Consider the following 26981-nt stretch of genomic DNA (forward strand, 5'->3'; position numbering starts at 1 on the left):
ATGGTGAAGTTGTGGTGGGATGCGTGGTAGATGTGGTGTTTTAACCGTGTGTTTTTGTGGTTCGAAAAATGTGACAGATTTTGAGATTTATTTTCAGGCCGGGCTAATTAATTCCTTTTGCAGATTGAGAGTCGGGGCAAAAGTTACCCGTCGGCGAAGAGGGTTTCTCTTCGCCGACGGGTGATTGTGTTGCGTTCGTGTTAGAACAGCACCTTGAGGGCAAACTGATACTGCCGTGCGGTGTAGTTCGGATCGGTCTGCGAGATGCTTCCGAATCCGGCATTACCCAAGGAGTCGCCAGGTTGACCGTTCTGGAGGTAGAAGTTCGGCGTGTTCGAGATGTTGTAGCTCTCTGCGCGGAACTGCAGTCCCACCCGTTCGGTGATGGTGAAGTTCTTGAAGACGGAGAGGTCCACGTGACGGAAGTTGGGTCCGAACAGCACGTTGCGCGGTGCGGTTCCAATAACTCCGAGGACCGGTTGAGGGGCGAATGCAGCAGTGTTGAAGAAGTCGTGAATCGACTTCGATCCGCGAGGATCAGCGATCAGATTGGGACGATCGTTGCCTCCGCTGTTTTGCGGAACGGCACGGTTACTGAAGCCGTTTCCATCAGGATTGTCGATACCACTGCCGCTGTTGATGATGGTGAAAGGTTTGCCACTCTGCCAGACGGTGATGGTATTGAACGACCATCCGCCAAAAGCGGCTTTCTTAGCACCTGTGAAGTTCTTGCCGTACTGCAGTTCGTAGTTCAGACCGAGAGCGAAGCGGTTTTGGATATCAAGTTCTGCCACCGCGTACTCGGTTGCCCGGATGTTGAACGGATTTGCATTGCTCCAACCCTGGTTGCTTCCCTGCTGGGAGAAGCCAGTGATGTCGCTCAGAGCTTTGCCCCAAGTGTAGTTCGCATCAAAGGACAGCCCCTTGGAAAAGCGACGCTGGAAGGAGGTTTGGAGAGCGTTGTAGTTGGAGATACCGCCGCTGTTGATGTAGCTGATACCGCCTGGTGCGTTAGGTCCGGCAGCATGGAAGACTGCATCAAGCGGACGGGCTCCGCCTACTGGGTTGGTTGCGCTTCCCAGCGGGGCAAAGGGATTGTAGGGCAACGCCTGATTGACGTTGTTGATGGACTCCGGCAGATGCTGTCCTATGTTTCCGACGAATCCGATAGTGAAGACGTTGGGTCCAAACTGCTGCTCGACTTGCAGGTTGTACTGCTGGATCATGGCGTTCTTGAACTTCGGTGCCTCGGCTACGAACCCGATACCGGGGATCGTGGCGAGATTGGCGAGTTGTGCTACTGACGGGGCGGCGGGTTGCGGTATACCCGAGGTGAGGTTACCGGGTTGGCCCTGAAGCGTGCAATCATCATTTTGGCCACTCGGAAGAGCCCCACCGTTTTCGTACTTTATGAGCTGGACCGCTATGGTGGATTGGCAAGACGGGTTATAGACGGACGTAAATGGAGCATTTTTCAGGTCGGCGTTGGAGGTGTAGTTACCAGGGAAGTAACTAATTCCGTAGCCGCCGCGGATGACGGTCTGTGGTGTCGCCGAGAAGGAGAAACCAACACGTGGGGCGACGTCACCGTAGTCAGTCGGGATGTTGACCTGTGAGTTGACGCCGTTGACACCAGCAATCTTCAAGGCGCTGCTTGTGGCGGCTGCTGGGTTGCTAAGCGCATCGAGAAAGTCATAATTCGAGATGTGGTTGTGCGCTTCGGTGAATGGGGTAAATACGTCGTAGCGGAGGCCATAGATCGCGGTCAACCTTGAACTGACCTTCCAGCTGTCCTGGATGAAGCCACCCGGCTCCCAGCTGCGGTAGTCGGGGGGGGCAATGTTGAAATTACGCTGCTGGTTATTGAAGCCGCCGAGCAGAGTCGAGGCCAGCTGGTTGTCCTGAATTGTTTTCTGGTCTTTGTTGGCGTTTAGGGTGTCGCTCTGAAGGTTGAACTGATATGCACCGACTGCGGAGGCACTTTGGACGTTACGGGCCTGGCGGCGAATCAAGCTGAGGCCGCCCTTGATGTTGTGGTTGCCCTTGGTCCAGCTAACAGTACCTGAGTACTGGAAGGTGTTGTCGATGTCCTGCAGGGGAACATAAGCACCGTCGCCGATGTCGCCAAAGGGGCCGACCGCGAAGGGCGTGAGGGAATCAGCAAAGGGGCTGAAGCTGGTCATGCTCGCCGGGAAGCCGAGTTTCTGGTCGATTCCGATGCCGTAGTTGAGTGGAAGAGAGAGGTTGTTGATGCGGGTGTAGCCCAACCGCAGGTCGACCAGCAGGCCCGGATTAAAGATGTGCGTAAAACCAAATGCAAACTGTTGTGCGAAGTCGGATGCGGGACCATCGAAGTTGTATCTTCCGCCCGAAACCTCAACACCATTTACGGTTCCGAAGTTGGGAGGCGTGAAGCTAGTAACTTTGTTGTAGGACCAACGGCCGAACAGCAGGTTTTTATCGTTCAACTTATGGTCTACGCGAGCGTCATAGAGGTTGTAGTTCTGTGTTTTGCTCGGGCTGATGATGTAGTTGTTTGAGAGACTGCTGTTGGTAGGTGCCGGGTACAGCTTGAGGTAGGCGAGTGCAATCGGATTGATGGGAACGGGTCCACCGGTGCCTGGAACCAACCCCTGATGCGCCTGAAGAGTTCCGTTATTGGTGGTGAAGAGCGCCTCGGGCGATCCACCGTTGAGGCTGTTGATGTTGTTGTATTCGTCGATTGTCGGGACGGTGCCGGTGTCGGTAACGCCCTGGACGTTCCGGAGACCTTCGTAGTCAAAGTAGAAGAAGGTTCTATCTTTGATGATCGGTCCGCCGATGCTGGCGCCGTACTGATTCTGACGCAGCTCTGGTTTGTTGCCGGTGGTTGCGAAGACGTTACGGGCGTCGAAGATGTCGTTGCGGAAGTATTCGTAGACCGAACCGTGGAATGCGTTTGTTCCAGAGCGGGTGATGAGGTTGATGACGCCGCCTGCGGTACGACCAGCCTCTGGAGAGTAGCTGTTGGTCTGGACGGTGATCTCCTGGATACCTTCGACGTTCGGCTTGATACCGATGGTGCCAATGATGCGTTCGTTGTCGTCGATACCGTCAACGACCCAGTTGTTGAGCGAGTCGTCCTGTCCGTTGACGGACAAGCCGGCTGCGTTGGTGCGGCGATCGTCGGGACGGCCACCGCTCGAGAGGCCGTTGCCTGCACCTTCGTTAGCGCCGGGGACAAGGCCCACGAGCTGAACGAAGTTACGGCCGTTGAGGGGAAGATCCTGCACTGCTTTTGCGGTAACGGTGGTGCTGACGGTTGCGCTGTCAGCCTGAAGAAGAGGGGTGCTGGCGGTGACTTCGACGACGGTGGACTCTGAACCGGTCAGAAGGTGTACGTCGTTGCGGGCACGGTCACCAGCTTCTACGGAGAGATCGTTGGTGATAGAAGCCTGGAAGCCGGCGGCTTTGACCGAGACGGAGTAGTGTCCGACCGGCAGGAGTGTGAATGTGTAGTCGCCAGATCCGTTGGAGGTGGCGGTGCGCTTCTCGTTGGTTCCGACGTTGGTGAGGACGATGGTGGCGTTGGGAACGACGGCGCCGGTGGCATCGGTGACAGTACCGAGGATGTCGGCGGTGGTCAGCTGCGCGAAGGCTGCTGAGGTAAAGAGGACAAGGAGCGCCAAGAGGTAAGCCGGCTTACTCCATCCCCGAGATATTCTGCGTCCGCACTGGCCTATGCGGTTCATGTGGGATTTCGAATCGTAGATCATGTGGTTGTCCTGCCCTTCGGTGCTTGGTTTGTAAATCGTTTAAGTCGATTTCTCGTTACAGTGCTTGGCTGGCAGAGTTTCGTTGAATTCTGCTCAACAAACTAGGGATGCATTTTGCTGTTTTATGGAAAAATCGTCCTATTTGAGGCAAGTGAAGCTTGTGGTGCATTTACTTCAAACGTTTGAGTAGAGGAAATGACGTTAGTCTTCCCCGGCTGAGGATTCTGCTGGATTGAACTATTGCTTGTCAAGAAAGTTTTTGGCGCGGGGGTGATTCCGAAGACCCTGCAGAAACAATCCCGCATTGTTGGTCGTACCAGTTTGACTTTGGGTTGAAGTCTCTCGATGAGAACGAGGAGATGATCATGCGGAATGGGGCTAATTTTGGGCAGGATTGAAGAAAAGCTGAGGCGGGGTTGGGAATTGGTCCGACGATTGAAGGAGACCTTTTGGACTCAGACTGGTTACTCCTTTAAAGAAAGGGGAGGAGAGCGCAAAGTGTTGATGCGCTCTCCACCAAGGGAAACGTTTGCGTGAGGGTTAGAACATATACTTCAATGCGAATTGCAGATTGCGTTCTCCCTGCGAGGCATTGACGAGACCAAAGCTGGGCCCGATGGAGGAGTTAGGAGCGTTCAGGATGGGGTGGTTGAGGGCGTTGATGGCTTCGGCGCGGAACTGCAGGCTCTGGCTTTCAACGATGTGGAAGCTCTTCGAGACGCTGAAGTCGACAGCCTGGAGACCGGGTCCGGTGAAGCTGCCGACCGAACAGTTGCCGAAGCCGCTGGTGGGTTGGGAGACGGAGCTCGGATCGAACCAGGTGTAGCCGGGGTTGCCAGCGAGAGTAGACCGCTGGTACGGCGTGTTCCTGGGTTGACCGTTGCAGTCGGCACGAGCGAAGCCGGAGGTGGTGCCGGAGTTGTCGGTCGCCTGCGCGGTGAAGGGGAAGCCATCGTGGAACTGGAGGATGGTGTTGGCCTGCCAGCCGCCGATGACGAGATCTGCGGCGCGCGGGATGTTGGAGCCGAACTGCCGTCCGCGGCCGAAGGGCAGGTCATAGGTGACGAAGCCGTTGAAGGAGTTGGTGAGGTTCTGGTCGCAACGACCGTAGTCGGCGGCGGGGTTGTAGGTGTTCTGGAAGAAGAAGTGGTTATTGCCGGCCTGGGTGATTCCGTTGCCGTCGCCGTACTGAGCGAAGAAGCCGGAAGTGTTGCCGAGGCACTTGGCGAAGGTGTAGTTGGCCTGGAACTCGAGGCCATGGCTGAGGCGCTGCTGGAAGCTGGTCTGGAGAGCGTTGTAGTTGGAGTAACCGACGGACGAGGTGAGACGCGCCTGACCGACGAGAGATTGGAGGGTGGGATTGAGGTAAGGGCTCGGTGCGATATTGCCGTTGGCCTCGAGGACCTTCTGGTTGATGAGCGAGATGGCCATGAGGTGGTCGGTTTTTTGACCGACGTAGCCGATGGAGAAGGTGGAGGAGTTGCCGATCTGGCGCTGGACGGTGAGGTTGTACTGCTGGGACACGGCAGGACGGGTGTTGTTGGGGTCGTAGGCGTGGATGCCTGCATTGGCGAAGCAGAGGGGTGACTGTGCGATAGCCAGAGCTGCGGTACAGCCGGGGGCGGTCAGGGTGGAGAAGCCTTCATCGAGTGTGGAAGACGGAAGGGGTACGGTGCCGCCGGCGTTGGTGACGTTGGGCTGGACTGCGAAGGGCGGGTTCTGAAAGAGGAGGTTGCCGGCGCCGGTGGTCTCAGAGAAGTTGGAGATGCCGTAGGCTCCGCGGACGACCATGGCTTTGTCGCCGTTGGGCTGCCAGGAGAAGCCTATGCGAGGCTGGAAGTTGGTGGGTCCGTTGTACTGGTTGTAGAGGGAGGAGGAGTTGCCGTTCATGCCGGCGATCTCGACGTTACCGGTGAAGAGGCCATAGTTGGTCTCCTGGTTGTGAGCATCGGAGCGGGGGTTGATGACCTCGTAGCGAAGGCCGAGGTTGATAGTGAGGTTCGAGAGGGGGTGCCAGTCGTCGGTGGCGAAGCCGGCGTAGAGGTTGTTACGCAGGCTGTGGTCGGTGCCGTTGCCGACGGCCACGTTCTGAGGCAGGCCGAGGAGGAAGTCGGCTTCTGCGAGGCCGCTGGGAGTGGAAGTGGTGCCATTTGCGCCTCGGATCACGACACCGGGGTTGCCAGTGAAGGAACCGTTGAAGGTGATCTGGCCGGCGAGGCCGGAGTTGCCGACATAGAGGATGTTGGTGATGTAACGGTAGCCCTCGAAGCCGAAGTTGAAGGTGTGCTTGCCGTGAATGAGGGTGACGGTGTCTTCGATCTGAGCGACGGTGTCGTGGAACTGCTGGACGAGGTTGTTGTTGCCGAAGTCAGAAGCGTTGAAGGCTCCGGCGAAGAGCATCTGGGGGAGGAAGGTCTGGCCGGGTGCTGCTCCGGCGATGCCGAAGGTGGAAGGGAGATTCTCGCCGGTGGGGTTGGTGTTACTGAAGGTGACGGGGAAGTAGCTGGCACCAAGGCGAAAGTTGTTAAGCAGCGTCGCGCTGAAGCTATGGGAGTAGTCGATGACACCGTTGTAGAGCGGATAGGTGTTCAGCGAGTCGCCCTGCAGGAGGAGGCCGTTGTTGGTGGGGGCGCTGATTCTCTGCTGGGAGTAGCGGCCGTAGACGTGATCTTTCTGCGAGGCTACCCAGTCGATCTTGACGTCGCCCTGATCGGTGTTGGTCGAACTGCTGGTGAGATTGATCTGATTGTTGGTCAGGTTGCCGTTGATGGGCTGTGGGTACAGGGGGGAGTTGAGGATGTTGGCGGCAGCGGGGCTGATGTTGCCGGTGATCTGGTTGTTGAGGAAAGGCACGCGGCCAGTGGGGGAACCCGCGGAGTGGGGATCGTAGAGCTGCTGGGCGAGGTTGGTGCAGACGCCCTGAGCGTTGAAGCCGGCGGTGCAGAGAGCGGAGAAGTCACCTTTGCGCTCGGCTGTCGTCATTACGGTGAACGGTGCTGCGGTGGCGGGTTGGTCGAAGCGGGAGCCTTGATAGTCGACGAAGAAGAAGAGCTTGTCCTTGATGATAGGTCCGCCGATGGAGCCGCCGAACTCATTCCAGCGAAGCTTCGGCTTGAAGCCTGTGCCATCCGGGTTGTTCTGTGCGGGGAGGCCGTTCTGGGCTGGAACGAACGGGTTACCGCGGGTGAGGCCGTTGGCCCAGGTGTTGGCGTTGAAGACGTCGTTACGAATGAACTCGAAGGCGTCGCCGTGAAACTGGTTGGAGCCGGACTTGATGGTGACGGAGACGACGCCGCCGAGGTAGTTGCCGTAGGAGGCCGGGGCGTTCTGCGAGATGAGATTGAACTCCTGGATGGCATCGACGCTAGGGGAGAAGGCGACCTCGTTGTTGTCGATCTGGTTGTTGTCCATGCCGTCGAGGATGTAGTTGTTAGTCTGCTCGCGGTTGCCGTTGATGTAGGGGCGTCCGCCCTGGAAGCTGGATTGCGGACCGGTGAAGCCGCTCGGGTTGGTGGTGATGGCGCCGGGCGTGAGCAGCGTGAGCTGCTGGTAGTTGCGGGTGGCGAGGGGGAGGGTGACGTTGGCGTGGGCGTCGAGGACGGTACCGAGGTAGCTGGCATCGGTTTGGAGGAGAGGCGGCGCGCCTGTGACTTCGACGGTCTGCGAGGCTTGTCCAACGGTCAAGGCTATGTCTATACGTGCGGTCTGTGCCTGGTCAAGCGTGATGGCGGAGCGCTCTGACGAGGAGAATCCCTGGGCTGTGATCTTGAGGGTGTACTGACCTACAGGGAGGGGGGAAAGATAGTAGGAGCCTGAGGCACTGGTTCGAGTGTCATAGGTGGTGCCTCGGGAGATCTCGCGGGCTGTGACCTCCGCGCCTGCGACGACGGCGCCTGAGGCGTCGGTGACGGTTCCGGTGATCTTAGCGCTGATGTCCTGCCCATGGGCAAAGGTACAAATCAGGAACATGAAGAAACTGCATAAAGCGATGCGTGCTCTCATTGGTGGCCTCCAATTCATTTCTCTGTCAAGCGACGTCGACTGTCGCTCAGATTTATGTCAGTGTTTGCGCCTGAGGTTGAATAGCACTGCAGTTTGTCGTTGCGCAGCGACTTCAATCCTTTGCGTCTAGTTGATAACCATTCCCTCGGACATTGCGGTTGTCGGCGAAACCCTGCAGAAAACCGCGAGCAGAAAACTTTCGATACCGATTTAGACGTTCCGAAAATGATGACTTCTTTTGAAGTCAAAATGGTATAGACAACTGTACAAACATGCAAGGAGAAAGTTGGAATGGAGGAGGTCCTACCGCCTGCTCGACTTTCGGGTGTCTCTCAGGAGAGAAGAAAGGATAAGAGTTGGGGAGGCGGAAGACTGTGATTTTCGAAGAATCGATCCTGGGAGAGGTCTTGCAACTGGCAAGAAAGTACGTCGTGACAGATGGCCTGAATTTTTCAGGCGGTCCGTTCAGACGACATCGATGGTTTCTGCGACAGCGGGACACCACATCGATCTTCTGAGGAGTATGCCTCCTCGAAGTGGGTCGTGTGGTGTGCTGTGTGCGTTTGTTAGAAACTCAACTCGACGTTTTAAAGGTGGCCAGTAAGCGTTCGCGAACGAAGACGATGTGGTCGCGCATGGCTAGACGCGCCTCGCGCTTTGAGTCTTTTTTGAGAGCCTGGTAGATCTTTGTGTGAGCGACGGGAGCAGTTGTTGCCGAAAGCTCGTAGGACTTGGAACGGCAGAGCAGGGCCTTTTGCTGGACGTTTTCGAGGACGCGGCAGAGCTCCTGGTTGCCGGTAGCCGTGGTGATGAGGTTGTGAAACCGCATGTCCTCTTCGATGTGCTCGAGCTTGTTGCCGTTCTTGAGGAACTTTTTGGTGCGATTGATGCTGGCTGACAGATCGCTGAGCAACTTCGGGGTGATGTGGGCAGCATCGATGGCGTGCGTCTCGAGAACTTCGCGGAGCTCGTAGAGGTCCTTGATCTCTTTCGCGGAGAACTGGCGAACGTAGGCGCCACGTCGTGCTTCGATGCGGACGAGACCTTCAGCTTCCAGTCGATTGAGTGCTTCGCGTACGGGAGATTTGCTGATTCCGAGTTGGGTGGCGAGGGATTCTTCGGTGAGCCGGGATAGTTCCCCTAACGTCCCATTCAGCACACTCTGCTTAATGCTCCGGTAGGTAAGCTCAGTAAGATTTGGGATTTTAGCCAGCTTAATCATGATGGTGGTGGTCTGGAGGATTCTACACGACTCGTGATTTGGGACCGTTTGGTTGGAAGGGTACGGTGATTTAATCGCCGGGGTGGTACTGTCGCTCGATGTGTCCCTTGAGATCGGAGGGGTAGAAGTAAACGTCTCGGAGGTCGCCTGTGCTGTAGCGGTTCGCCTGGTCATTGAAGTAAGGGGAGGAGGGATTGCCGCTTTCGCCACCTGCGGTGACAGCCTTCGCGTGAACTTTGTCGCCAAACTCGACGACGGCTACGAAGCTGTTGCCGCTGGTGCCGTACCACTTCTTGGTTCCGGGGTAGGGACGGGCTCCGAAAGAAGCGAGGGAGCCCCAGAAGGAAGAGGTAAAGCCTACGGGGATGCTGGGGCTAACGTCGTTGAAGGGTTGGACGATATCTCCGGTGAGGCGCTGGAAGCGATTGATGTCGCCCCACGGGGTCTTCCATGTGCCGAAGTTGGAGGTGAGTTCGTCGGTGGCGGCGGAGAAGGATTGCAGAAGCTGCGTGGGGGAGGCTTTGGTGGCGATGTAGTCTTCGGCGCGGAGACCTTCCTTTTTGGCTTCTGGTGTGGTGCTTCGGCGAATGTCTTCTCCCCAGAATATGGCGAGGGAAGTTGGAACGGAGTCGATCGCCCAGCGATGGTTCCACGCGCGGAGCTGTTGAATGGGATCGGCGAGTTTGGTCTTGAGTGGGTTGGAGGATGGGAGCGCGTCGTAGGCCTTCAGGAGCGCCGGCATGGTCTCGTCAAACCAGGGGAGGTAGCTGTCGTAGGCGGCGGCGATGAGCGAGTCGAGGGTGAAATCTTTTTTGTCCTGCAGGACGCGGATGGCGTGCAGGCCGCGAGCGGTCTCTGTGCCGGTTTCTACGTAGACGGGATAGTCGGCTTTGCGCAGGCTGCTGCTGCCGGCGCCGGACCAGGGCCAGTTGTTGCTGTTGTAGAGCCAGCCGCTCTTTGGGTTGAGGAGCTGGGGGAGTTCGTTGACGGTGAGGAGGTCCTTCCAGTCGGTGGCGGGGTTGCTGCCGTCTACGGGTTTGGTGAAGTCGAAGGCGGTGTCGCGGCGGGGGATGAAGTTGCCGTGGAAGTAGGCGATGTCGCCGTCGGCGTCGGCGAAGATGGTGTTGTTGGAGGAGTTCGCTTTGAGCTCGAGAGTTTGGCGGAAGGATTTGTAGTCTTGTGCCTTGGTGCGGATATAGGACTGTGTGAGCGCTTTGATTGGCTCCTGCATGAGGCGGATGCTGATCCATTTGCCGTTTGCTTCGCGGATGATGGGGCCGTGATGGGTGCGGTAGATGGTGAACTTCTTTTCGGCTATGCCGTGATCGGTTTTGTAGGGAACCGTGATCTGCTCTGTGGTGAGGGGGCGGAGTTCGTTGCCGTATTTATAGAGGAGGCGATTGTCTTTCTTCTGGATGGTCTCCAGATACTCGTCGACTGCGTCGACGCCGCTGGAGGTGTGCATCCAGCCGGCTCGCTCGTTGAAGCCTTGATAGATGAAGAACTGACCCCAGGTGACGGCTCCGTAAGCATCGAGGCCGTGGTCGCTGGACATCTGGAGTTCGGAGCGGAAGAAGAAAGATGTGTGGGGGTTGATGAGGAGGAGTGCGTGGTGGTCGCGCGTGTTCGAAGGGGCGATGGCCATGCCGTTGGAGCCGGTAGGCTCGGGAGGGTCGCTGTCGTGGACGTATGGAATATTTATCGTGGATACGAAATGCGGGGGTCTCTCCGCTCCGGCGGCAAGATGCGCCGCCTCCGGTCGAGATGACGGTATTTCCGATGCAACAGCGGGAGCGACGGACGGTGGGTGCGCGTAGAAGGCTTCGAGCTGGGGCAGGTTGATGCGTTCGATGTCGCCGCCGATGCTCCCTTCGGTGAAGGAGAGAGCCATCCACGGCTCGAAGTGTTGAATGACTCGCGGTTTTACGTCTGGATGCTTGTAGAGGTAGAAGTTGAGGCCGTCGGCGAAGGCGTTCATGAGAGTTTTGAGCCAGTCGGGGCTGGCTGCGTATTGCTTCTTTAGCTCCGCCGGGTTGATGAAGAGCTTCATGCGAAGGTCTTGATAGATTCGGGATTCGCCTTCGGCTTCGGCGAGTCGGCCCATGGCGTTAATGTAGTTGGTCTCGATGCGATTGAAGTCGTCCTCGGCCTGGGCGTACTCCATGCCGAAGACGGCGTCGGCGTCAGTCTTGCCGTGAACGTGCGCGATGCCCCAATCGTCACGGATGATGGTGACGTTCGCCGCTTCTTGCTTCCAGCGGGTGGATTCGTTGGTTTCTGCTGCTTGAAGAAGTGAGGTGGAAAGCAGGACGGCGAAGAGTGTGGCTAGAGGCTTAAGACACTTTCTGTTCTGCATGAACTGCTCGTCTCCTGTGCAGTGCGTTCGACTGGTGCGGCGGTGCGAACAGTTTACCTGCAGGAGACGAGCTGCTTTGCGTTAGAAGGAGAACTTGGCTGCGAGTTGGACGAGGCGTGGGGCTGCGGCGCTGACGATTTTGCCGAAGTTTTGTGTGTCTTCGACTTGTCCGTCGACGGCGGCGGGACCGTAGAACTGGGTGTGGTTGAAGGTGTTGAAGGATTCGAGGCGGAAGTCCAGAGATTTTGATTCTGCGAAGCGGAGGCCTTTCTGGAGGGCCATGTCGAAGTTATTGATGCCGGGGCCGTAGAAGACGCGGCGCTTGGCGTTGCCGAGTTGGCCGAGGTTTTCTTCAGGGAAGAGAGCGGTGTTGAAGGCCTGTCTTCCGTTGCGACCATTGGTGTTGATCTTGAGATGGCCAGGGAGGTATTGGGGGGTGTCGAGGAGATAGTTGTTTGCTCCGTTACCGAGAGTGCCGAGGAGGGAGTTGTCGGAGTTGTCGAAGAGTGTGACGGGAAAGCCGGTGGCGAATCGGGTGGTGCCGGAGAGGTTCCACTCTTCGGTGAGGCGGTTGCTTTTGTGGAAGAGAGAGGCGAGAGGGAGCGCCCAGGAGTAGCTGGCCACGAAGTTGTGTTTGAGGTCCCAGGCGGAGATGGTGCGGCTTTGGCGGGGGTCGATGGGGTTGAGCTGCTCGCCGAGGCTCGAACCTTGATCGATCGATTTGGCGTAGGTGTAGCTGAACAAGACCTGGGTGCCGTGGTGCTGGTAGCGGAGGGTGGTTTCGAGTGCGTTGTAGTTGGAGCTGGCGGTGGATTTGTCGGCAGTGTTTTCGCCGTAGTTGGGGCCCTGGCCTACGCGAGTTCCCTGCACTGTCTGACCGGCGCTGTTGGTGTAGGTGGAGTCTTCGCCGAAGGGTCCGCAGCCGGGTAGGCTGAGGCAGAGTGCGGGATCACCGGGGTTGGCGGAGACGAGGGTGAGGATGCGGTGTCCCTGATTGCCGACATAGCTGACGGTGAGCAAGGTGTTAGCTGTGATTTGGCGCTGGAGCGAGAGCATGTAGTTGTTGGTGTAGGGGGCGCGGTTGCGGTAGTAGAAGAACGGATCTGCGGCGATGGGAGTGAAGTTGGCCCAGTTGACCGACGTGTCGGGGTTGGTGCGGGAGACTGAATGCGACGGGAACGGGAAGGGAAAACGTTGGCCGTTATTGACTCCGGTGGCGGCGGTGACGAAGGGCGTCGCGAGTAATGGCGGGCCCGGGCTGAGGTAGTTGAAGCCGAAGGGCGGAACGGCGTACATGATGCCCGCGGTGAGGCCGGGGAAGGCGGTGTAGAAAAGGCCGTAGCTGGCGCGGATGCTTGATTGGCCGCTTGCTCCGAAGATTTTGCTCCAGATGCCGTGTTCGATCTTTGGAGAGTAGGCGAAGCCGATGCGCGGGGCGAAGTTTTTGTAGCTGGTGGGGGCGATGGTGTTGGGAACGCCGGGATCGCCGGCTACGACGAAGCCTTCGGGAGCTCCTGGAAAGAGCGTCGATTGCTCTCCGGGAATGTAGGTTTGGAGTTGATTGTATTTTTCTGACCAGGGGGCGATGACGTCCCAGCGGAGACCAGCGTTGATGGTGAGGTCGGTGCGGACGCGCCAGCTGTCCTGCACATAGAGGCCGAGGTAGTGATTGCGAAGGTAGTACTGCTGGCCGGAGGATTGCGTGAAGTTACTTGGTGTGCCCAGGAGGAAGTCGGCGTAAGGGTCTCCGGTCTCGGTGCCGTTGATGTTGAAGGTGCCGTTGAAGGTGCCGTTGGGATGCTCGTTGACCTGGTCGAAGTGAAATTGGACACCGAATTTGAGCGTGTGCGCGCCGACGGAGCGGGAGAGGCCGTCACTGAGATAGTAAGTGTTGTTAGTCTGGGTCATGTTTGTGATCGGGACGCCCATGACGAAGGTGGGGAAGGTGATGTTCTCGACACCTTCAAACTGCGGGGCTTGAACGAAGATGCCTCCGTTGGCGGGATCGGTGAACCCTTGAGATGCGAGGCTGACGCCGAGGCCTCCTTTCGGCTGGCCGATGACATTTGCGTTGCGGAGGTAGCCGATGTGGAATTCGTTGACTGTGTTTGCGCCGATGACTTTTGTATCGCTAATGGAGAAGAGTTGCGCTCTACCGATGAAGAGAGCGTCGAAGCCGGGAACGCTTGCTCCGGCGACTGAGCCGGGGTACGGGTTATCGAGGCTGTAGTCGTCGATGAAGTAGTAGGCGGAGAGTTGGCCGATGCGGCTGTTGCCGTCGATGCGTACGGAACCTTTGTCGTCGCGGACAGTATGCGAGAAGGCAGAGGTGGAGAACTGGTTCTCACCTACATTCGGGGACGGGATGTACTGGAGCAGATTTTTTGCGGGAGCGGCCCAGACTGACTGAGGTATTGCCAGGTTGGGGAATACACACTGCGCGGTCGAGGTGCAGCCAGCGAAGTAATACGGCTCCCCAGCAGTGACCTGGTAGCCGAGTTTTGGAGTCAGGATCTGCGAAGCAAGGTAAGAACCGCTTACCGTGGTTGGAACGGTGACATGCGCCCCGTTTACGGTGGTGGTGGTTACAAAGGACGATGCAGAGTCCGAGAAGTTGCCATTGCGCTCGGCGACGGTGGGGACGGAGATGTTTCCGGTGGAGACGCCTTGTGTGGTTCGGGTTCCCTGGTAGTCGGTGAAGAAGAAAATCTTGTCGCGCTTGATGGGACCGTCGATGGCTCCGCCGAATTGATTTTGGTCGAAAGAGGCGCGGGTTTGATCGAAGTATCCCTTCGAGTCGAGGTTGGTGTTGCGGAAGAACTCGAAGGCTTTGCCGTGAAGACGATTGGTTCCGGATTTGCTGACGACGGTGATGATGCCACCGTTGTAGTTGCCGTATTCGGGATCGAAGTTGGTGGTGAGGACGCGGAACTCTTCGATGGAGTCCAGGTTGGGGATAACGGCGGTGCCTCCGTTCATGGGCTCTTCCACATTGATTCCGTTGACCACGAATCCGTTGGAGGATTCGCGCTGGCCGTTGATGGAGAGGTTGCCGGGGTTTTCGTCGCCGGAGGGATCGATGCTGCCGGTTACTCCGGCCATGATGACGGAGCTGGGGAGGAGGGTGGAGACGGGGGCAACGCCGGGTTGGATGGCGAGCAGATCGGTGTAGCTGCGGCCGTTGAGGGGGATCGCGGTCATCTGGTCGCCGGAGACTACTTCGCCGAGGTGAGTTGCGGTGGTTTCGACTTGAATGCCGGCTTCGCTTGTGACCGTTACAACGTCGGAGCGGGTGCCGATCTCGAGGGACGCGTTGATGCGGAGAGCGGAGTCGGCGTCTACGGTCAGGTCGGTCTTTCGCTGCGGGTTGAAGCCTGCTGCTGTGATGTCGAGGTCGTAGTGGCCGACGGGAAGATTGGGGAAGGTGTAGAAGCCTTGTTTGTCGGAGACGGCGCTGTAGGCCGTATGTTGGGCGGTGTTGACGAGCTTGAGCACAGCTCCAATGACGACCGCGCCGCTTCGGTCTGTGACTGCGCCGGAGATGCTGCCGCCGGTTGCGGCATGCAGGAAAGATGTGATTATGAAGAGGAATGCGAACGCCAGAAGAGACAGAAGCGTTTTGACGACAGGAGAGCTTGATTTCGATAGCAACATTTACGCCTCAGAAAATGGCGTGGCAATCAGGCTAAGCTCAGGATGAGTGAGCGATCGCCCCCGTTTCCACGCGGGGTAGAATCACGACTTCTCCTGGGTAGGTCTCCTGACTTACAGGCGAAGCTGCTGTTGAGCGGCTCCTGACTCTTCGCCTTCCCCGATTACAACCGAGTGGCTAGTGAAGAGTCTTTTCCTGATTACAGTGGCGGGACCATGCCGGACTTACACCGGCTTCCCTTTTATGCCCTCGCGGGCACCCAAGATGTTTCATTTACAAATTAGCACATGTCGAGGTGGTCGACGAGGAGGTGCATTTGTTTCGTCAGTTAGTGCAATTCATTGACGAAACTGTGACTAAGTTATTTTAGAGCGGGGCGCAACGGCTTTAACTCCCCGTCATTCGTCGCGGGCTTGAGACCAAGCAGCTTTGCGATGAAGTCGTAAACGTCTACGTTCTGAAAGCTAGCGAGCTTCGTTCCCGGGCGGATGTCGGTGCCATTTGCAACGAAGATCGCTTTCATCTCGGGCATACGGGTTACATCGTATCCGTGTTCGCCTGCCGGTGGCTTGCGGGCGCTGTCGTGGATGCGAATGTTGTAGGGGCCGTTGGGCACGATGACCGGATCGCCTTCGCGGGGGTTTTCGTTGAAGTGGAGATAGGCTGGGACGTCGGCTCGACGATAGGCTGTGAAGCGCGGGTCTGGATGAGCGCGGAAGCTCTCGTAAGCTTTTTGGGCGTCTGTTTCGGTTTCTGGATAGAGGAGCGTGCCTTCGGATTTGAAGTGCGAGAGATCAGCGTACTGGTCGAGAGTGATCCAGTCGCCTTCCGTCTTTATCATTCCGTGGTCGGCGAGGATGATGAGATCGATAGGAAGATGCGTGGCGTTGAGTTTGGCCTTTAGATCGCCCATGAGTTGATCGACGTGGTGAACCTGCTCCTGCTCTTGAGAGGAGTCGGGGCCATATAGGTGTCCGGCGTGATCGGTATTGCTGTAGTAGAGGGTGATGAAGTGCGGACGTTCTGATGGGGGCAGATTGAGCCAGGCGATTACCTGATCGATGCGCCTCTCGTCATCAAAGCCATCGTCGAAGTGAAGATATTCGTCGGGCCGTTCGCCGGCGATTTTTGCTTCGGAGCCCGGCCAGAAGAAGGATGCGGCACGCATTCCCTGCTGTTCGACGAGGGACCAGAGTGGGGTGCCTTGGTACCAGCTTCCGTCGGTGGTGGTCTTCGGGTCTCGGTAGGAATATGTGTCGTTGCGAACGGGATCGTAAAACACGTTGCCGACAATTCCGTGATGCTCGGGATAGAGACCTGTGACGAGAGTGAAGTGGTTCGGAAAGGTGATGGAGGGGTAGGACGGCAGCATGCCCTCTGGTGCGGTTGCTCCGGTGCGTGCCAGTTCGGCGATATGGGGTGCGCCGAACTTTTGTGGATAGTCGTAGCGAAAGCCATCGAGCGAGACCAGAACTACGTAGTGTTTTTTCTGTTGTTTCGGTGAGTTCGGGGGGCCGTCAACTTTTACTACTTTTTCGCTTTCGGAGCTTTGCGGAGATTTGGCTTGAACGCTCTGGACCAAGGGAGCGAGGAGAACGGCAAAGACGCAGGTTTTGAGGATGGATACGCGAACGGACAAAATGCTACTCCCGAATTTGCTCACCGAATGAGCACGGTTATTGGATGCAAGAAAGGTTAAGAGTTCGGAACCATTTTAAAGGTTTCTGGATACAGAGACGTGAAAGTTGCGGCTAGGTTTCGGACTTGAAGATACGGGTCCCAAATTCCACCAATAATCCTGCATCAGGTATAACCTTATTTTTTCAGGAGAAGATGAGTGCCTGTTGATCCGCTTCGAGTCATCTCTGATCTTAAGGAACTTCGTGCGCTGACGGGCAGCGCTGATGGCGCTCAGCGAGTGGCGTGGACTCCGGTCTGGCTCAAAGCGCGCGAATGGTTTCAGGAGAAACTGAAAGGGCTTCCCGTGGAACATCATTATGATGCTGCGGGAAATTCCTGGACTACACTTCGGGGCGATTCAGACCGAGCTCTTATTCTGGGGAGTCATCTTGACTCTGTGCCGAATGGAGGTTGGTTGGATGGATGCCTTGGCGTGCTCGCTGGACTCGAGGTGATGCGTAGCCTGGCAGAAGATTTCGACGGACGGCCGCCGATCACGATTCGGCTGGTCGACTGGGCCGATGAAGAAGGTGCGCGATTCGGTCGCAGCCTCTTCGGATCTTCTGCGTTTGCAGGAACCCATACGATTGAGGCCGACCGCAGTCGGACGGATCGCGATGGCGTGCGGCTCGAAGATGCTCTTCGCAATTGTGGGATTGAAGTGGAGCAGATTGGGAGGGCCGGGGAGGAGCGCACGAACGCCACTGTGTATTTGGAGTTGCATATAGAGCAAGGGCCAGTGCTCGAGGGTAGGGGTCTGCCGTTGGGAGTGGTGCTAGGGACCAAGGGTGTGGAGCGCCATGCCATTACGTTCCATGGGCAGGAAGCTCACTCTGGATCGACACCGATGAGGGTACGACGGGATGCGCTGGCGGCTGCGGCAAAGCTGGCGCTTGAGATTCGTCCAATCGCGCGGAAACATCCTGATGCGGTCGCGACGATGGGAAGCGTGAAGACTTTTCCGGGGATTGTGACGGCTGTGGTTGGACGTTGCGAGACTACGCTTGACATGCGTGACCTTGATGCGAAGGTGCTAGCTTCGATGCTGCGTGAGGCGCGCGATGCGAGCGAGCGTTTCGCGAAGGAAGAAGGCTGCACTGTCGATTGGTCGAGGATTTGGAGTATTGAACCGATCCCGTTTGATCAGCAGCTTATTGAGTTTTGTGAGGAGGCAGTCCGGGAGACGGCCGGAGTGTCTCATCGACTGCCGTCCGGTCCGCTGCACGATGCGGCGGAGGTCGCGCGCGCGGGGATTCCAACTGTCATGATGTTTACTCAATCGCTTGCCGGGTTGAGTCACAATAAAGCGGAAGACACGAGGGTTGAGGATTTGACGTTGGCCGTACAAGCCTTCGATCGGCTTGCGAGAAAGACCTTGAGTTGGTTGAGCGAGCAGGGATGATGATCAAAGATGAAGATGGAGCCCTCTATCGCATGATTCAAAGTGATCTTGGATTTTCTGGTTGGCCGTGAGTTTGGCGAGATAGTGCATAATAGTCACTCCTGATAAAAGATGCGCGGTCTAGGAGGGTCATGATGTCTTCCGTGATGCAATTACCCACATTCGATGGATGTTTCTCCGGCAAAGATCTTGTTGAGCCTGACAGGATGATCCGACTCTGATGAGCGCGCGCGTTCCTTTTCCTGAGCAGATCGCGGCCGCGCCAGAGGTGGCAGAACGCTTTGGCGATCTGCACCCTCCACTCGACCGGCAGGCTGCTGTGCCTGAGGCTAATCGCTGCTTGTATTGCTTCGATGCACCGTGCACGAATGCATGCCCGACGCATATTGATGTGCCGCGATTTATCAAGAAGATTGCCAGCGGGAATCTTTCGGGCTCTGCGCGCACGATTCTGGATGCGAATATTCTGGGAGCCAGCTGTTCTCGGGCGTGTCCAGTGGAGGTGCTTTGCGAAGGGGCCTGCGTGATGCATCGCTACAACAAACAGCCGATTCAGATCGCACGACTCCAACGTTTTGCGATGGATGCGTTGCACGAAAGCGGCGCTCCGCTGCCGTTTGAGCCTGGCGCTGAAACTGGGCTGTCGGCTGCGCTGGTTGGCGCGGGGCCGGCTTCACTGGCTTGTGCCGCTGAGCTTCGGCGGCGCGGCATTCGGGCTGATCTATATGACGCACGGCCGTTGCCCGGAGGTCTCAACACCTACGGAGTTGCAGAGTACAAGTTGCCGTTGGTGGAGAGTCTGCGTGAGATTGAGATGCTTGCGCAGCTGGGGGTGGACTTTCACTTCGAGACGAGGATCGATGCTGCGGGACTTGCCGAACTTGAACAGAAACATGATGCGGTTTTCTTGGGTATCGGACTGGGTGCGATTCATCAGCTCGGAGTCGCTGGAGAAGGGCTCCCCGGAGTAACGAATGCGCTCGACCTAATTGCTGGATACAAGTCCGGCTCGCTGACGACTGTACCCAATCGGGTTGTCGTGGTGGGAGCCGGCAATACTGCAATTGATGCGGCGATTGCAGCCGTTCGGCTTGGGGCTACTGATGTGTATATCGTTTATCGGCGAGGGCCGGAACAGATGTCGGCGTTCACGTTTGAGTACGAACATGCGAAGAATGAGGGTGTGAAGTTTTTCTGGCATGTTCAACCGACGGGCATTCGTGGCAGTAAAGCTGCGGAAGGGATCGAATTGACGAGGCTTGAGTCGACAGATGATGGTTCGATTGTGCCTCAAGAAGGATCGGAGTTCGTTCTCGAAGCTGACCTGATCATCCTTTCGATTGGGCAAGCTACGCACTCAGGCTTTCTCTCTAACTCTTCGAGTAAGTCGGGAAAGATTCAGGTTGAACGCGGTCGGATTGTGATTGATCGAGCGACGGGACAGACCTCCAACCCGAAGTTTTTTGCAGGTGGGGACTGCACCAACGGCGGACGCGAGGTAGTGGACGCAGTTGCAGATGGAAAGCGCTCAGGGGTCGGCATCGCTGCATGGTTGGAGGCGCAACATGTCGCCGTTTAAACCGACGTTGGAAACTACCTTCTGCGGCATTCCGTGTCTCAACCCCTTCTGGCTGGCGTCTGCGCCGCCTACGAACTGCGGAGAGCAGATCATGCGGGCCTTCGATGCAGGTTGGGGCGGAGCCGTTTGGAAGACGATTGGGGAGCCGATTACCAATGTGAGTTCGCGCTACTCGTCGATCGATTGGGAGGGGCGTCGCATGATGGGCTTTAATAACATTGAGCTCATCTCGGATCGTCCGATTGAGGTAAATCTGCAGGAGATCGCGGAGGTGAAGCGGCGGTATCCGAAGCACGTGGTGATTGCATCGCTGATGGTTGAGAGTAAGCGCGAGACCTGGCATGAGATCGTGCAACGCGCTGAGGATGCAGGTGCGGACGGGCTTGAGCTTAACTTTGGATGTCCGCATGGAATGAGTGAACGCGGAATGGGATCTGCGGTGGGACAAGTGCCGGAGTACTGTGAACAGATTACGGGATGGGTTAAGGAGAAGGCCCGCACGCCTGTGATCGTCAAGCTGACTCCTAATATTTCGGATATCCGAATTCCTGCACGTGCCGCCAAACGCGGCGGGGCGGATGCGCTGTCGGCCATCAATACCATCAACTCGATCACGGGCATTGATCTCGATACATTTCAGCCGAACCCGAATGTGGATGGTAAAAGCTCGCATGGCGGCTACTGTGGGCCCGCGGTGAAGCCTATTGCGCTCAACATGGTTCAGCAGATTCAGGCAGATGCTGGGAGCGTGCTTCCGCTCTCGGGGATTGGTGGTATAGGAGGCTGGCGTGATGCGGCGGAGTTCATTCTGCTGGGCTGTAGCACAGTGCAGGTGTGTACCGCTGCGATGCACTACGGCTATCGGATCGTCGAAGATATGCAGGACGGACTGTTGAACTGGATGGCAGAGAAGGGGTTTACTACTCTCGAAGATTTTCGCGGGTTGTCGCTTCCGAATGTTCGCGAGTGGAAGCAGCTGAATCTCAACTACCAGATCGTTGCTCGCATCCACGAGGATTTATGCATCGGGTGCCAGCTTTGTTATACGGCTTGCTGGGATGGTGCGCATCAATGCATCCATCTCGACCGGACGTCTCCGGTGCCCGATACGACGCGAACACCAGCGATGGTCGAGGTTGAGGCCGCACGGAAGGTTTCGACGACGCCTATTCCGAAGCTCGACGTGGGAGGGGCGAAAATGATAAGTACGCTCACCCCGCTGGAACGAATTCCGCGTGTGGATGAGCACCATTGCGTGGGTTGCAATCTCTGCTCGCTGGTTTGTCCGGTTGAAAACTGCATTACGATGGAGCGCATTGACAAAGATATTGAGGCTGAAAGCTGGGAGGAGCGCGTGGCAAAGGGCATGGTCTCGGCGGGTGCGCGCGAAGTGATGAGCACCAATACGTGATGCAGATCTGCCTATGAGGACGGAGACCTTTTTCTGTGCAACTGTAGCGTTGAAATAGTCTGGAGCAAAGATGGGAACATTGATTCAGGACGGCACTGTTGTCACGGCTGAACGCGTTGAAAAAGTAGATGTGCTGATTGATGGCAGTACGGTGTTGGAAGTGCGTGCCAACATCGATCCCGCGGGGCATACGGTGGTGAATGCAGCGGGGCTTTTTGTTTTGCCCGGTGGTATTGATGCCCACACTCATATGGATATGCCGTTTGGGGGGACGACGTCTGCGGATGACTTCCTCACCGGCACGCGTGCGGCGGCGATCGGCGGGACAACTACGATCGTTGATTTTGCGATCCAGGCAAAGGGAACGCGCATGCGGGACGCCCTCGATATCTGGAAGGCAAAGGCCGACGGCAAGGCTTGCATCGATTATGGGCTGCACATGATCGTGACCGATCTTGGCTCCGATAACGGGAAGCAGGGGCTGCACGATATGGACGATATGGTGCGTGAGGGTGTCGCCAGCTTCAAGCTTTTTATGGCGTACCCGAACGTACTGATGGTGGATGACGGAACGATCTTCAAGGCTTTGCGGCAGACGGCGAAGAACGGTGCCCTGGTATGTATGCATGCTGAGAATGGAAGCGCGATTGATGTGATTGTGCAGCAGGCGCTTGCGGAAGGGAAGACGGCGCCGATCTATCATGCGCTGACGAGGCCGACGAAGGCGGAGGCAGAGGCGGTGCACCGTTCCATCGCGCTGGCCGAGATGGCTGGCGTCCCCGTTTATATCGTTCACCTTTCGAGCGAAGATGCACTGAACCAGGTTCGGGAGGCGCGGGATCGTGGGGTGCCGGCATTTGCAGAAACGTGCCCGCAGTATCTTTTACTGTCGATTGAAGATCAGATGCCTGGAAAGAGCTTCGAGGAGGCAAAGTATGTCTTCACTCCGCCGCTGCGAGAAAAGAAGAATCAACCGAAGCTTTGGGACGGACTGGTCACAGATAACTTGCAGGTGGTTTCGACCGATCACTGTCCATTCTGCTTTGCCGACCAGAAACAGCTGGGGAAAGATGACTTCAGCAAAATTCCCAATGGTGGGCCTGGCGTGGAGAATCGCATGCAACTGCTGTATCACTTCGGTGTGAATGCAGGGAAGATTTCGCTACAGCGGTTCGTCGAGATCACGTCGACTGCGCCGGCACGTATCTTCGGGATGTACCCGAAGAAAGGAACGATTGCTGCAGGTTCGGATGCGGATATTGTGTTGTGGGATCCTGATGCCGAACACGTAATCTCCGCTGCGACACACAATATGCGTTGTGATTTTTCGCTGTTCGAAGGTTGGACGGTTAAGGGCAATGCGCGGCAGGTTTACTCGCGTGGGGAGCTCGTTGCCGATGGGGGACGATATGTTGCCGCGGTTGGTCGTGGTCAATATCTGCGGCGAGAGGCGAGAGGAGGGGCATGGCAGTGAGCTCGATCACGTCTGGAGTCGCTGATCAGTCTTCTGCAATGCTGGTTGCGGAACATGACTCGCGGCTCTATAACAAAGATCTTGCTCCGACTGTCGCCGCGCAACGTACCTGGGGGACCTACAACTACATCGCTCTGTGGTTTTCGATGTCGATGGAGGTGACGACGTATATGCTCGCGTCTTCGCTGATCGCGGGCGGTATGAATTGGAAACAGGCGATCCTGACGATTCTTTTGGGGAATCTGATCGTGCTGGTGCCGATGCTTCTGAATGCGCACGCGGGGGCAAAGTACGGTATTCCTTTCCCTGTGTTTGTGCGTGCGAGTTTTGGTACGCGGGGGGCGAATCTGCCTGCAATGTTGCGGGCTTTTGTGGCTTGTGGATGGTTCGGGATTCAGTCGTGGCTTGGGGGACAGGCAATTGCGGCGATGATTGCCGTGTTGTGGCCAGCGACGGCACATGTGCCTTCTGTGCTTTGGGCAAGTTTTCTCGGGTTCTGGCTTCTGAATATGTATGTCGTGTGGCGGGGCGTTGAGTCGATTCGATTTCTGCAGAGTTTTTCTGCACCATTCATGCTCGTGATGTCGCTGACGCTACTCTTCTGGATGCTGCATAAGGCCGGTGGCTTTGGACCTATGCTGTCGGCACCGAGCCGATTTCACACGACGGGCAGTTTTCTTCGCTTCTTCTTTCCATCGTTGACGGCGATGGTGGGATATTGGGCGACTCTGTCACTGAATATTCCCGACTTCACGCGTTATGCGAAGTCGCAGGATTCTCAGATCGTCGGACAGGCGTTCGGTCTGCCAGTCGCGATGGTGCTTTATTCTTTCATCGGGATCGCTTGTACTTCGGCGTCAGAGGTCATCTTTGGAGAGCCGGTCTGGTCGCCGATCACTTTACTTGGACGCTTCCATCAACCGCTCGCTGCGTTGCTCGCGCTGGTTGCTTTGTTGATTGCGACGTTGAATGTGAATATTGGCGCAAATGTGGTTTCGCCTTCAAATGACTTTTCGAACCTTGCGCCGGGGTTGATCAGTTTTCGTACAGGTGGATTGATTACGGGATTTTTGGGTCTCGCGATGATGCCGTGGAAGCTGATGAGCAGCTTTGGCAGTTATATCTTTGGCTGGCTCATCGGCTATTCAGGATTGCTGGGACCTGTTGCAGGCATTATGGTGGCGGATTATTTTTTGATTCGGGGGACGCGGCTGGATACGATCTCCCTGTACCGACGCGGAGGCCCCTATGAATACACCCGCGGCGTGAATCCCAGGGCAATCGTTGCCCTAGTCGCGGGCGTCGTCGTCGCGTTGATCGGGCTCGCAGTTTCCTCTTTGCGATTTCTCTACGATTACGCCTGGTTCGTCGGTTTTTTTGTGGCGGCGGCCAGCTACTATTTCCTTATGCTGCGATACCGGCCAGCCACTCCACGCTCGCCGATCTCGTGACACACGCAACACCATAAGAATAGGATGGCACTCATGAGCCCCATCGATGTTGTCGAGCCTCAGAGCTCCAATAAGTCAGAGCCGCTTACCAGCCAACAGGTTGTCGATCTTACGCGCCAGCATAACTACGGCACGTGGCGATTTCAAAAGGGCTGGAACCCGATGCACATCGTCGACGCTGAAGGCTGTTATATCGTCGACGGATCGGGAAAGCGGTATCTCGACTTCTCGTCGCAGCTGATGTGCTCTAACCTCGGTCACAAAAATCAGGCTGTTGTTGAGGCGATTGCCCGTCAGGCGCAGCAGTTGAGCTATGCGATGCCGGGTTACGCGACTACCGCGCGAGCGGAACTGTCGCAGATTCTTCTGGAAGTTCTTCCCCGGGGGATCAATAAGTTTTTCTTTACTACGTCTGGTACCGAGGCGAATGAGGCGGCCTTCAAAATTGCACGCATGTACACCGGCAAGTCGAAGATCATCGCTCGGTATCGCTCTTATCATGGTTCGACTGCTGGCTCTATCGCGGCTACGGGAGATCCACGGCGATGGGCTATGGAACCGGGTGGCAAAGGGCCGGGGATTCTCTTCGCGCCGGAGGTTCACTGTTACAAATGCCCGATCAAACACACCTATCCGGGCTGCGGTATCGCCTGCGCTGACTATATCGAGCATATGATTCGGAACGAATCGGATGTGGCGGCTGTTCTGGTGGAACCGATTGTCGGGACTAATGGAGTAATCGTTCCCCCCGAGGAGTACATGCCTAAGCTTCGCCGGATTTGCGATGAGTACGGTGTTTTGCTGATTGCGGATGAAGTGATGACTGGGTGGGGGCGCACCGGCGAGTGGTTTGCGATGAATCACTGGGGAGTTGTCCCGGACATTCTCGTAACGGCGAAGGGAATTACTTCGGCCTACGTTCCTTTGGGTCTCTGCGCTACGAGTGAGAAGATCGCTGAGTTTTTTCAGGATCATTACTTCGCCCACGGTCATACGTACGAGGCGCATCCGCTTACGCTTGCGCCTGCGGTCGCTACGATTCGTGAGATGCAGCGTCTTGGACTTGTAGAACGGGCGCGGGAGCTTGCGCCTTATGTCGAAGGCAAGCTTAGAGAGTTGAAGGCCAAACATGCCAGCGTCGGGGACGTTCGCGGAAAGGGGCTTTTCTGGGCGGTCGATCTGGTGAAAGATCAGACTACGAAAGAGCCCTTCAACACGTATTCAGACAAGGTTTCCGGAAAGCCGCTACTGGTGGATCAGATCGCCGCGAAGATACTGGCCGATGGAGTTACGATTCAGGCCTGGGTCTCGCATTTCGTGATTGCTCCGCCGCTGATTGTGACCAAGGAGCAGATTGACCACGGGATCTCAGTGCTCGATAAGCATCTCGGGCTGGCAGATGCTGCTGTTGGGCAGTAAGACAGGAGAACCTATCCCAGAGTCGGCATCGAGGTGTCTACTCCTTTGCGAATGCCTGTCGGCCAGCGAGCAGTAATCGTCTTCAGGCGCGTATAGAAGCGCACGCCTTCGGGTCCGTACATTGCATGATCGCCGAACAAGGAGCGCTTCCATCCGCCGAAGCTGTGGAACGCCATCGGCACAGGAATGGGGACGTTGATGCCGACCATGCCAGCCTGGACTCGGTGCGCGAAGTCTCGCGCGGTGTCCCCGTCGCGTGTGAAGATAGAAGTGCCGTTGCCGTACTCGTGATCGTTGATCAGTTTCAATGCAGTTTCAAAGTCGCTGGCTCGCACGATGCCCAGCACTGGACCAAAGATCTCTTCACGATAGATCTCCATCTCCGGCTTGACGTGATCGAAGAGACAAGCGCCCAGGAAGAAGCCTTCGCCTTTTGTGAGGGCGTTTTCGCGACCGTCGACGAGGAGTTCTGCTCCCTCGGTCTGACCGTGTTGCAAGTAGCCGGTTACGCGATCCAAATGCGCCTTTGTAACAAGTGGGCCAAGCTCTGCGCCTTCTTTCATGCCATCGCCCATCTGCAGGCCTTCGATGCGATGTTCGATCTTGTCGATTAGCTTGTCGGCAGTGGCGTTTCCTACCGTGACCGCAACCGAGATCGCCATGCATCGCTCGCCTGCCGATCCATAGGCGGCGCCGACAAGCGCGTCGGCGGCTTGGTCGAGGTCCGCGTCCGGCATGACAATCATATGATTCTTGGCGCCGCCGAGGGCTTGTACGCGTTTGCCATGCTTCGTTCCTTCGCGGTAGACGTATTCGGCGATCGGAGTCGACCCCACGAAACTTATCGCCTGTACAGTGGGGTGGGACAGCAGAGCGTCTACCGCTGTTTTGTCGCCGTGGACGACATTGAAGACGCCGTCCGGCAACCCCGCTTCTTTGAGCATCTCGGCGAGCAGCAGCGATGCACTTGGGTCGCGCTCGCTGGGCTTGAGGACGAAGGTGTTGCCGCATGCCAGGGCTATGGGGAACATCCACATCGGGACCATGGCCGGGAAGTTGAAGGGAGTGATTCCTGCTACGACGCCGAGGGGTTGCCTCATGGACCAGCTGTCGATATCGGAGCCTACTTGCTCGGTGTATTCACCTTTGAGCAACTGAGGAATGCCGGTCGCGAACTCGACCACTTCGAGGCCTCGGGTTGCCTCGCCTTTTGCATCCGAGAAGACCTTACCGTGCTCGCTGGTGAGGAGCGCGGCCACTTCGTCGAGGCGCCGCTCGAAGATTTCGCGAAACCGGAAGAGGACGCGGGCTCTGCGGAGGGCCGGCTGGGCTGACCATGCCGGAAATGCCCGGGCAGCTGCCGCTACAGCGAGGTCTACTTCAGCGGCGGTTGCGAGGGCGACCTTCGCCTGCACGCGGCCGGTTGCCGGGTTGTACACGTCTCCGAACTGGCCGGATGTTCCGCGCATAGTCTCGCCGTTGACCCAGTGATGGACCTCACGGAGTTGGCGCTCGGCGGATAGGGACGGGGGCAGAGTGGATGTGGCGGACATAGGCAGCCTCCTCTTGAGAGGACTA

13 protein-coding genes and 1 riboswitch are annotated in these 26981 nt (G+C 57.0%); of the genes, 6 read left to right on the forward strand and 7 right to left on the reverse strand.

The genetic code is table 11. The annotated features are described in order from the left end of the window. Window positions 1-200: 200 nt before the first annotated feature. The 6 genes from HDF14_RS01010 to HDF14_RS01035 form a co-directional block, all read right to left on the reverse strand. Window positions 201-3755 carry a TonB-dependent receptor gene (locus tag HDF14_RS01010; RefSeq protein WP_260697940.1) on the reverse strand — a complete coding sequence of 1185 codons (3555 nt, stop codon included), beginning with the start codon at window positions 3753-3755 and terminating at the stop codon, window positions 201-203. Window positions 3756-4295: 540 nt separating this feature from the next. Continuing rightward, a complete protein-coding gene (locus HDF14_RS01015; protein WP_183972690.1) occupies window positions 4296-7757 on the reverse strand; it encodes a carboxypeptidase-like regulatory domain-containing protein in 3462 nt (1153 codons plus the stop codon). A gap of 574 nt (window positions 7758-8331) precedes the next feature. After that, on the reverse strand, window positions 8332-8979 hold the full coding sequence (locus HDF14_RS01020) for a GntR family transcriptional regulator (RefSeq protein WP_183972692.1): 648 nt from the start codon (window positions 8977-8979) through the stop codon (window positions 8332-8334). Window positions 8980-9049: 70 nt separating this feature from the next. Beyond that, window positions 9050-11335, reverse strand: coding sequence for a penicillin acylase family protein (locus HDF14_RS01025; protein WP_183972694.1), 2286 nt, complete (start codon window positions 11333-11335; stop codon window positions 9050-9052). Between the two features lie 81 nt (window positions 11336-11416). Then, window positions 11417-14989: a TonB-dependent receptor domain-containing protein gene (locus HDF14_RS01030; protein ID WP_183972696.1), complete on the reverse strand. Its 3573-nt coding sequence runs from the start codon at window positions 14987-14989 to the stop codon at window positions 11417-11419. 79 nt (window positions 14990-15068) lie between these two features. Further along, window positions 15069-15265: riboswitch (cobalamin riboswitch) on the reverse strand. Between the two features lie 83 nt (window positions 15266-15348). Further along, window positions 15349-16626 carry an ectonucleotide pyrophosphatase/phosphodiesterase gene (locus tag HDF14_RS01035; RefSeq protein ID WP_221304503.1) on the reverse strand — a complete coding sequence of 426 codons (1278 nt, stop codon included), beginning with the start codon at window positions 16624-16626 and terminating at the stop codon, window positions 15349-15351. Between the two features lie 198 nt (window positions 16627-16824). Here HDF14_RS01035 and HDF14_RS01040 point away from each other — a divergent pair, with 198 nt between their 5' ends. The 6 genes from HDF14_RS01040 to HDF14_RS01065 all read left to right on the forward strand — a co-directional run bounded on the left by HDF14_RS01040 (window position 16825) and on the right by HDF14_RS01065 (window position 25403). Further along, on the forward strand, window positions 16825-18069 hold the full coding sequence (locus tag HDF14_RS01040; RefSeq protein WP_183972700.1) for a Zn-dependent hydrolase: 1245 nt from the start codon (window positions 16825-16827) through the stop codon (window positions 18067-18069). A gap of 220 nt (window positions 18070-18289) precedes the next feature. Further along, the gene (locus tag HDF14_RS01045; RefSeq protein ID WP_183972702.1) at window positions 18290-19648 is read left to right on the forward strand and encodes an NAD(P)-dependent oxidoreductase; all 1359 of its coding nucleotides are present in this window, start codon (window positions 18290-18292) and stop codon (window positions 19646-19648) included. After that, a complete protein-coding gene (gene preA / locus HDF14_RS01050; protein ID WP_183972704.1) occupies window positions 19635-21059 on the forward strand; it encodes an NAD-dependent dihydropyrimidine dehydrogenase subunit PreA in 1425 nt (474 codons plus the stop codon). The genes HDF14_RS01045 and preA overlap by 14 nt, the downstream gene beginning before the upstream one ends. A gap of 70 nt (window positions 21060-21129) precedes the next feature. Then, window positions 21130-22533, forward strand: a complete 1404-nt coding sequence (hydA, locus tag HDF14_RS01055) for a dihydropyrimidinase (RefSeq protein WP_183972706.1) — start codon at window positions 21130-21132, stop codon at window positions 22531-22533. After that, window positions 22524-23984 (forward strand): NCS1 family nucleobase:cation symporter-1, encoded by a 1461-nt coding sequence (locus HDF14_RS01060; protein WP_183972708.1) that lies wholly within the window; start codon window positions 22524-22526, stop codon window positions 23982-23984. The genes hydA and HDF14_RS01060 overlap by 10 nt, the downstream gene beginning before the upstream one ends. A 33-nt stretch (window positions 23985-24017) precedes the next feature. Continuing rightward, window positions 24018-25403 carry an aspartate aminotransferase family protein gene (locus HDF14_RS01065; RefSeq protein ID WP_260697941.1) on the forward strand — a complete coding sequence of 462 codons (1386 nt, stop codon included), beginning with the start codon at window positions 24018-24020 and terminating at the stop codon, window positions 25401-25403. An 11-nt stretch (window positions 25404-25414) separates the two neighbouring features. Here the strand turns inward: HDF14_RS01065 and HDF14_RS01070 are convergent, their stop codons facing one another. Further along, the gene (locus tag HDF14_RS01070) at window positions 25415-26956 is read right to left on the reverse strand and encodes a CoA-acylating methylmalonate-semialdehyde dehydrogenase (protein WP_183972712.1); all 1542 of its coding nucleotides are present in this window, start codon (window positions 26954-26956) and stop codon (window positions 25415-25417) included. Window positions 26957-26981 lie beyond the last annotated feature (25 nt).

Origin of the sequence: Tunturiibacter gelidiferens, from assembly GCF_014201335.1 — a bacterium.
GTDB classification, from domain to species: domain Bacteria; phylum Acidobacteriota; class Terriglobia; order Terriglobales; family Acidobacteriaceae; genus Edaphobacter; species Edaphobacter lichenicola_E.

What these genes read in the sequence shown, in the direction of transcription:
- HDF14_RS01065 (WP_260697941.1), top strand. Translation starts at nt 24,018, where the DNA reads ATGAGCCCCATCGATGTTGTCGAGCCTCAGAGCTCCAATAAGTCAGAG.
- preA (WP_183972704.1), top strand. Translation starts at nt 19,635, where the DNA reads ATGTCGCCGTTTAAACCGACGTTGGAAACTACCTTCTGCGGCATTCCG.
- HDF14_RS01020 (WP_183972692.1), bottom strand. Translation starts at nt 8,979, where the DNA reads ATGATTAAGCTGGCTAAAATCCCAAATCTTACTGAGCTTACCTACCGG.
- HDF14_RS01060 (WP_183972708.1), top strand. Translation starts at nt 22,524, where the DNA reads ATGGCAGTGAGCTCGATCACGTCTGGAGTCGCTGATCAGTCTTCTGCA.
- HDF14_RS01025 (WP_183972694.1), bottom strand. Translation starts at nt 11,335, where the DNA reads ATGCAGAACAGAAAGTGTCTTAAGCCTCTAGCCACACTCTTCGCCGTC.
- HDF14_RS01070 (WP_183972712.1), bottom strand. Translation starts at nt 26,956, where the DNA reads ATGTCCGCCACATCCACTCTGCCCCCGTCCCTATCCGCCGAGCGCCAA.
- HDF14_RS01045 (WP_183972702.1), top strand. Translation starts at nt 18,290, where the DNA reads ATGAGCGCGCGCGTTCCTTTTCCTGAGCAGATCGCGGCCGCGCCAGAG.
- HDF14_RS01010 (WP_260697940.1), bottom strand. Translation starts at nt 3,755, where the DNA reads ATGATCTACGATTCGAAATCCCACATGAACCGCATAGGCCAGTGCGGA.
- HDF14_RS01015 (WP_183972690.1), bottom strand. Translation starts at nt 7,757, where the DNA reads ATGAGAGCACGCATCGCTTTATGCAGTTTCTTCATGTTCCTGATTTGT.
- hydA (WP_183972706.1), top strand. Translation starts at nt 21,130, where the DNA reads ATGGGAACATTGATTCAGGACGGCACTGTTGTCACGGCTGAACGCGTT.
- HDF14_RS01030 (WP_183972696.1), bottom strand. Translation starts at nt 14,989, where the DNA reads ATGTTGCTATCGAAATCAAGCTCTCCTGTCGTCAAAACGCTTCTGTCT.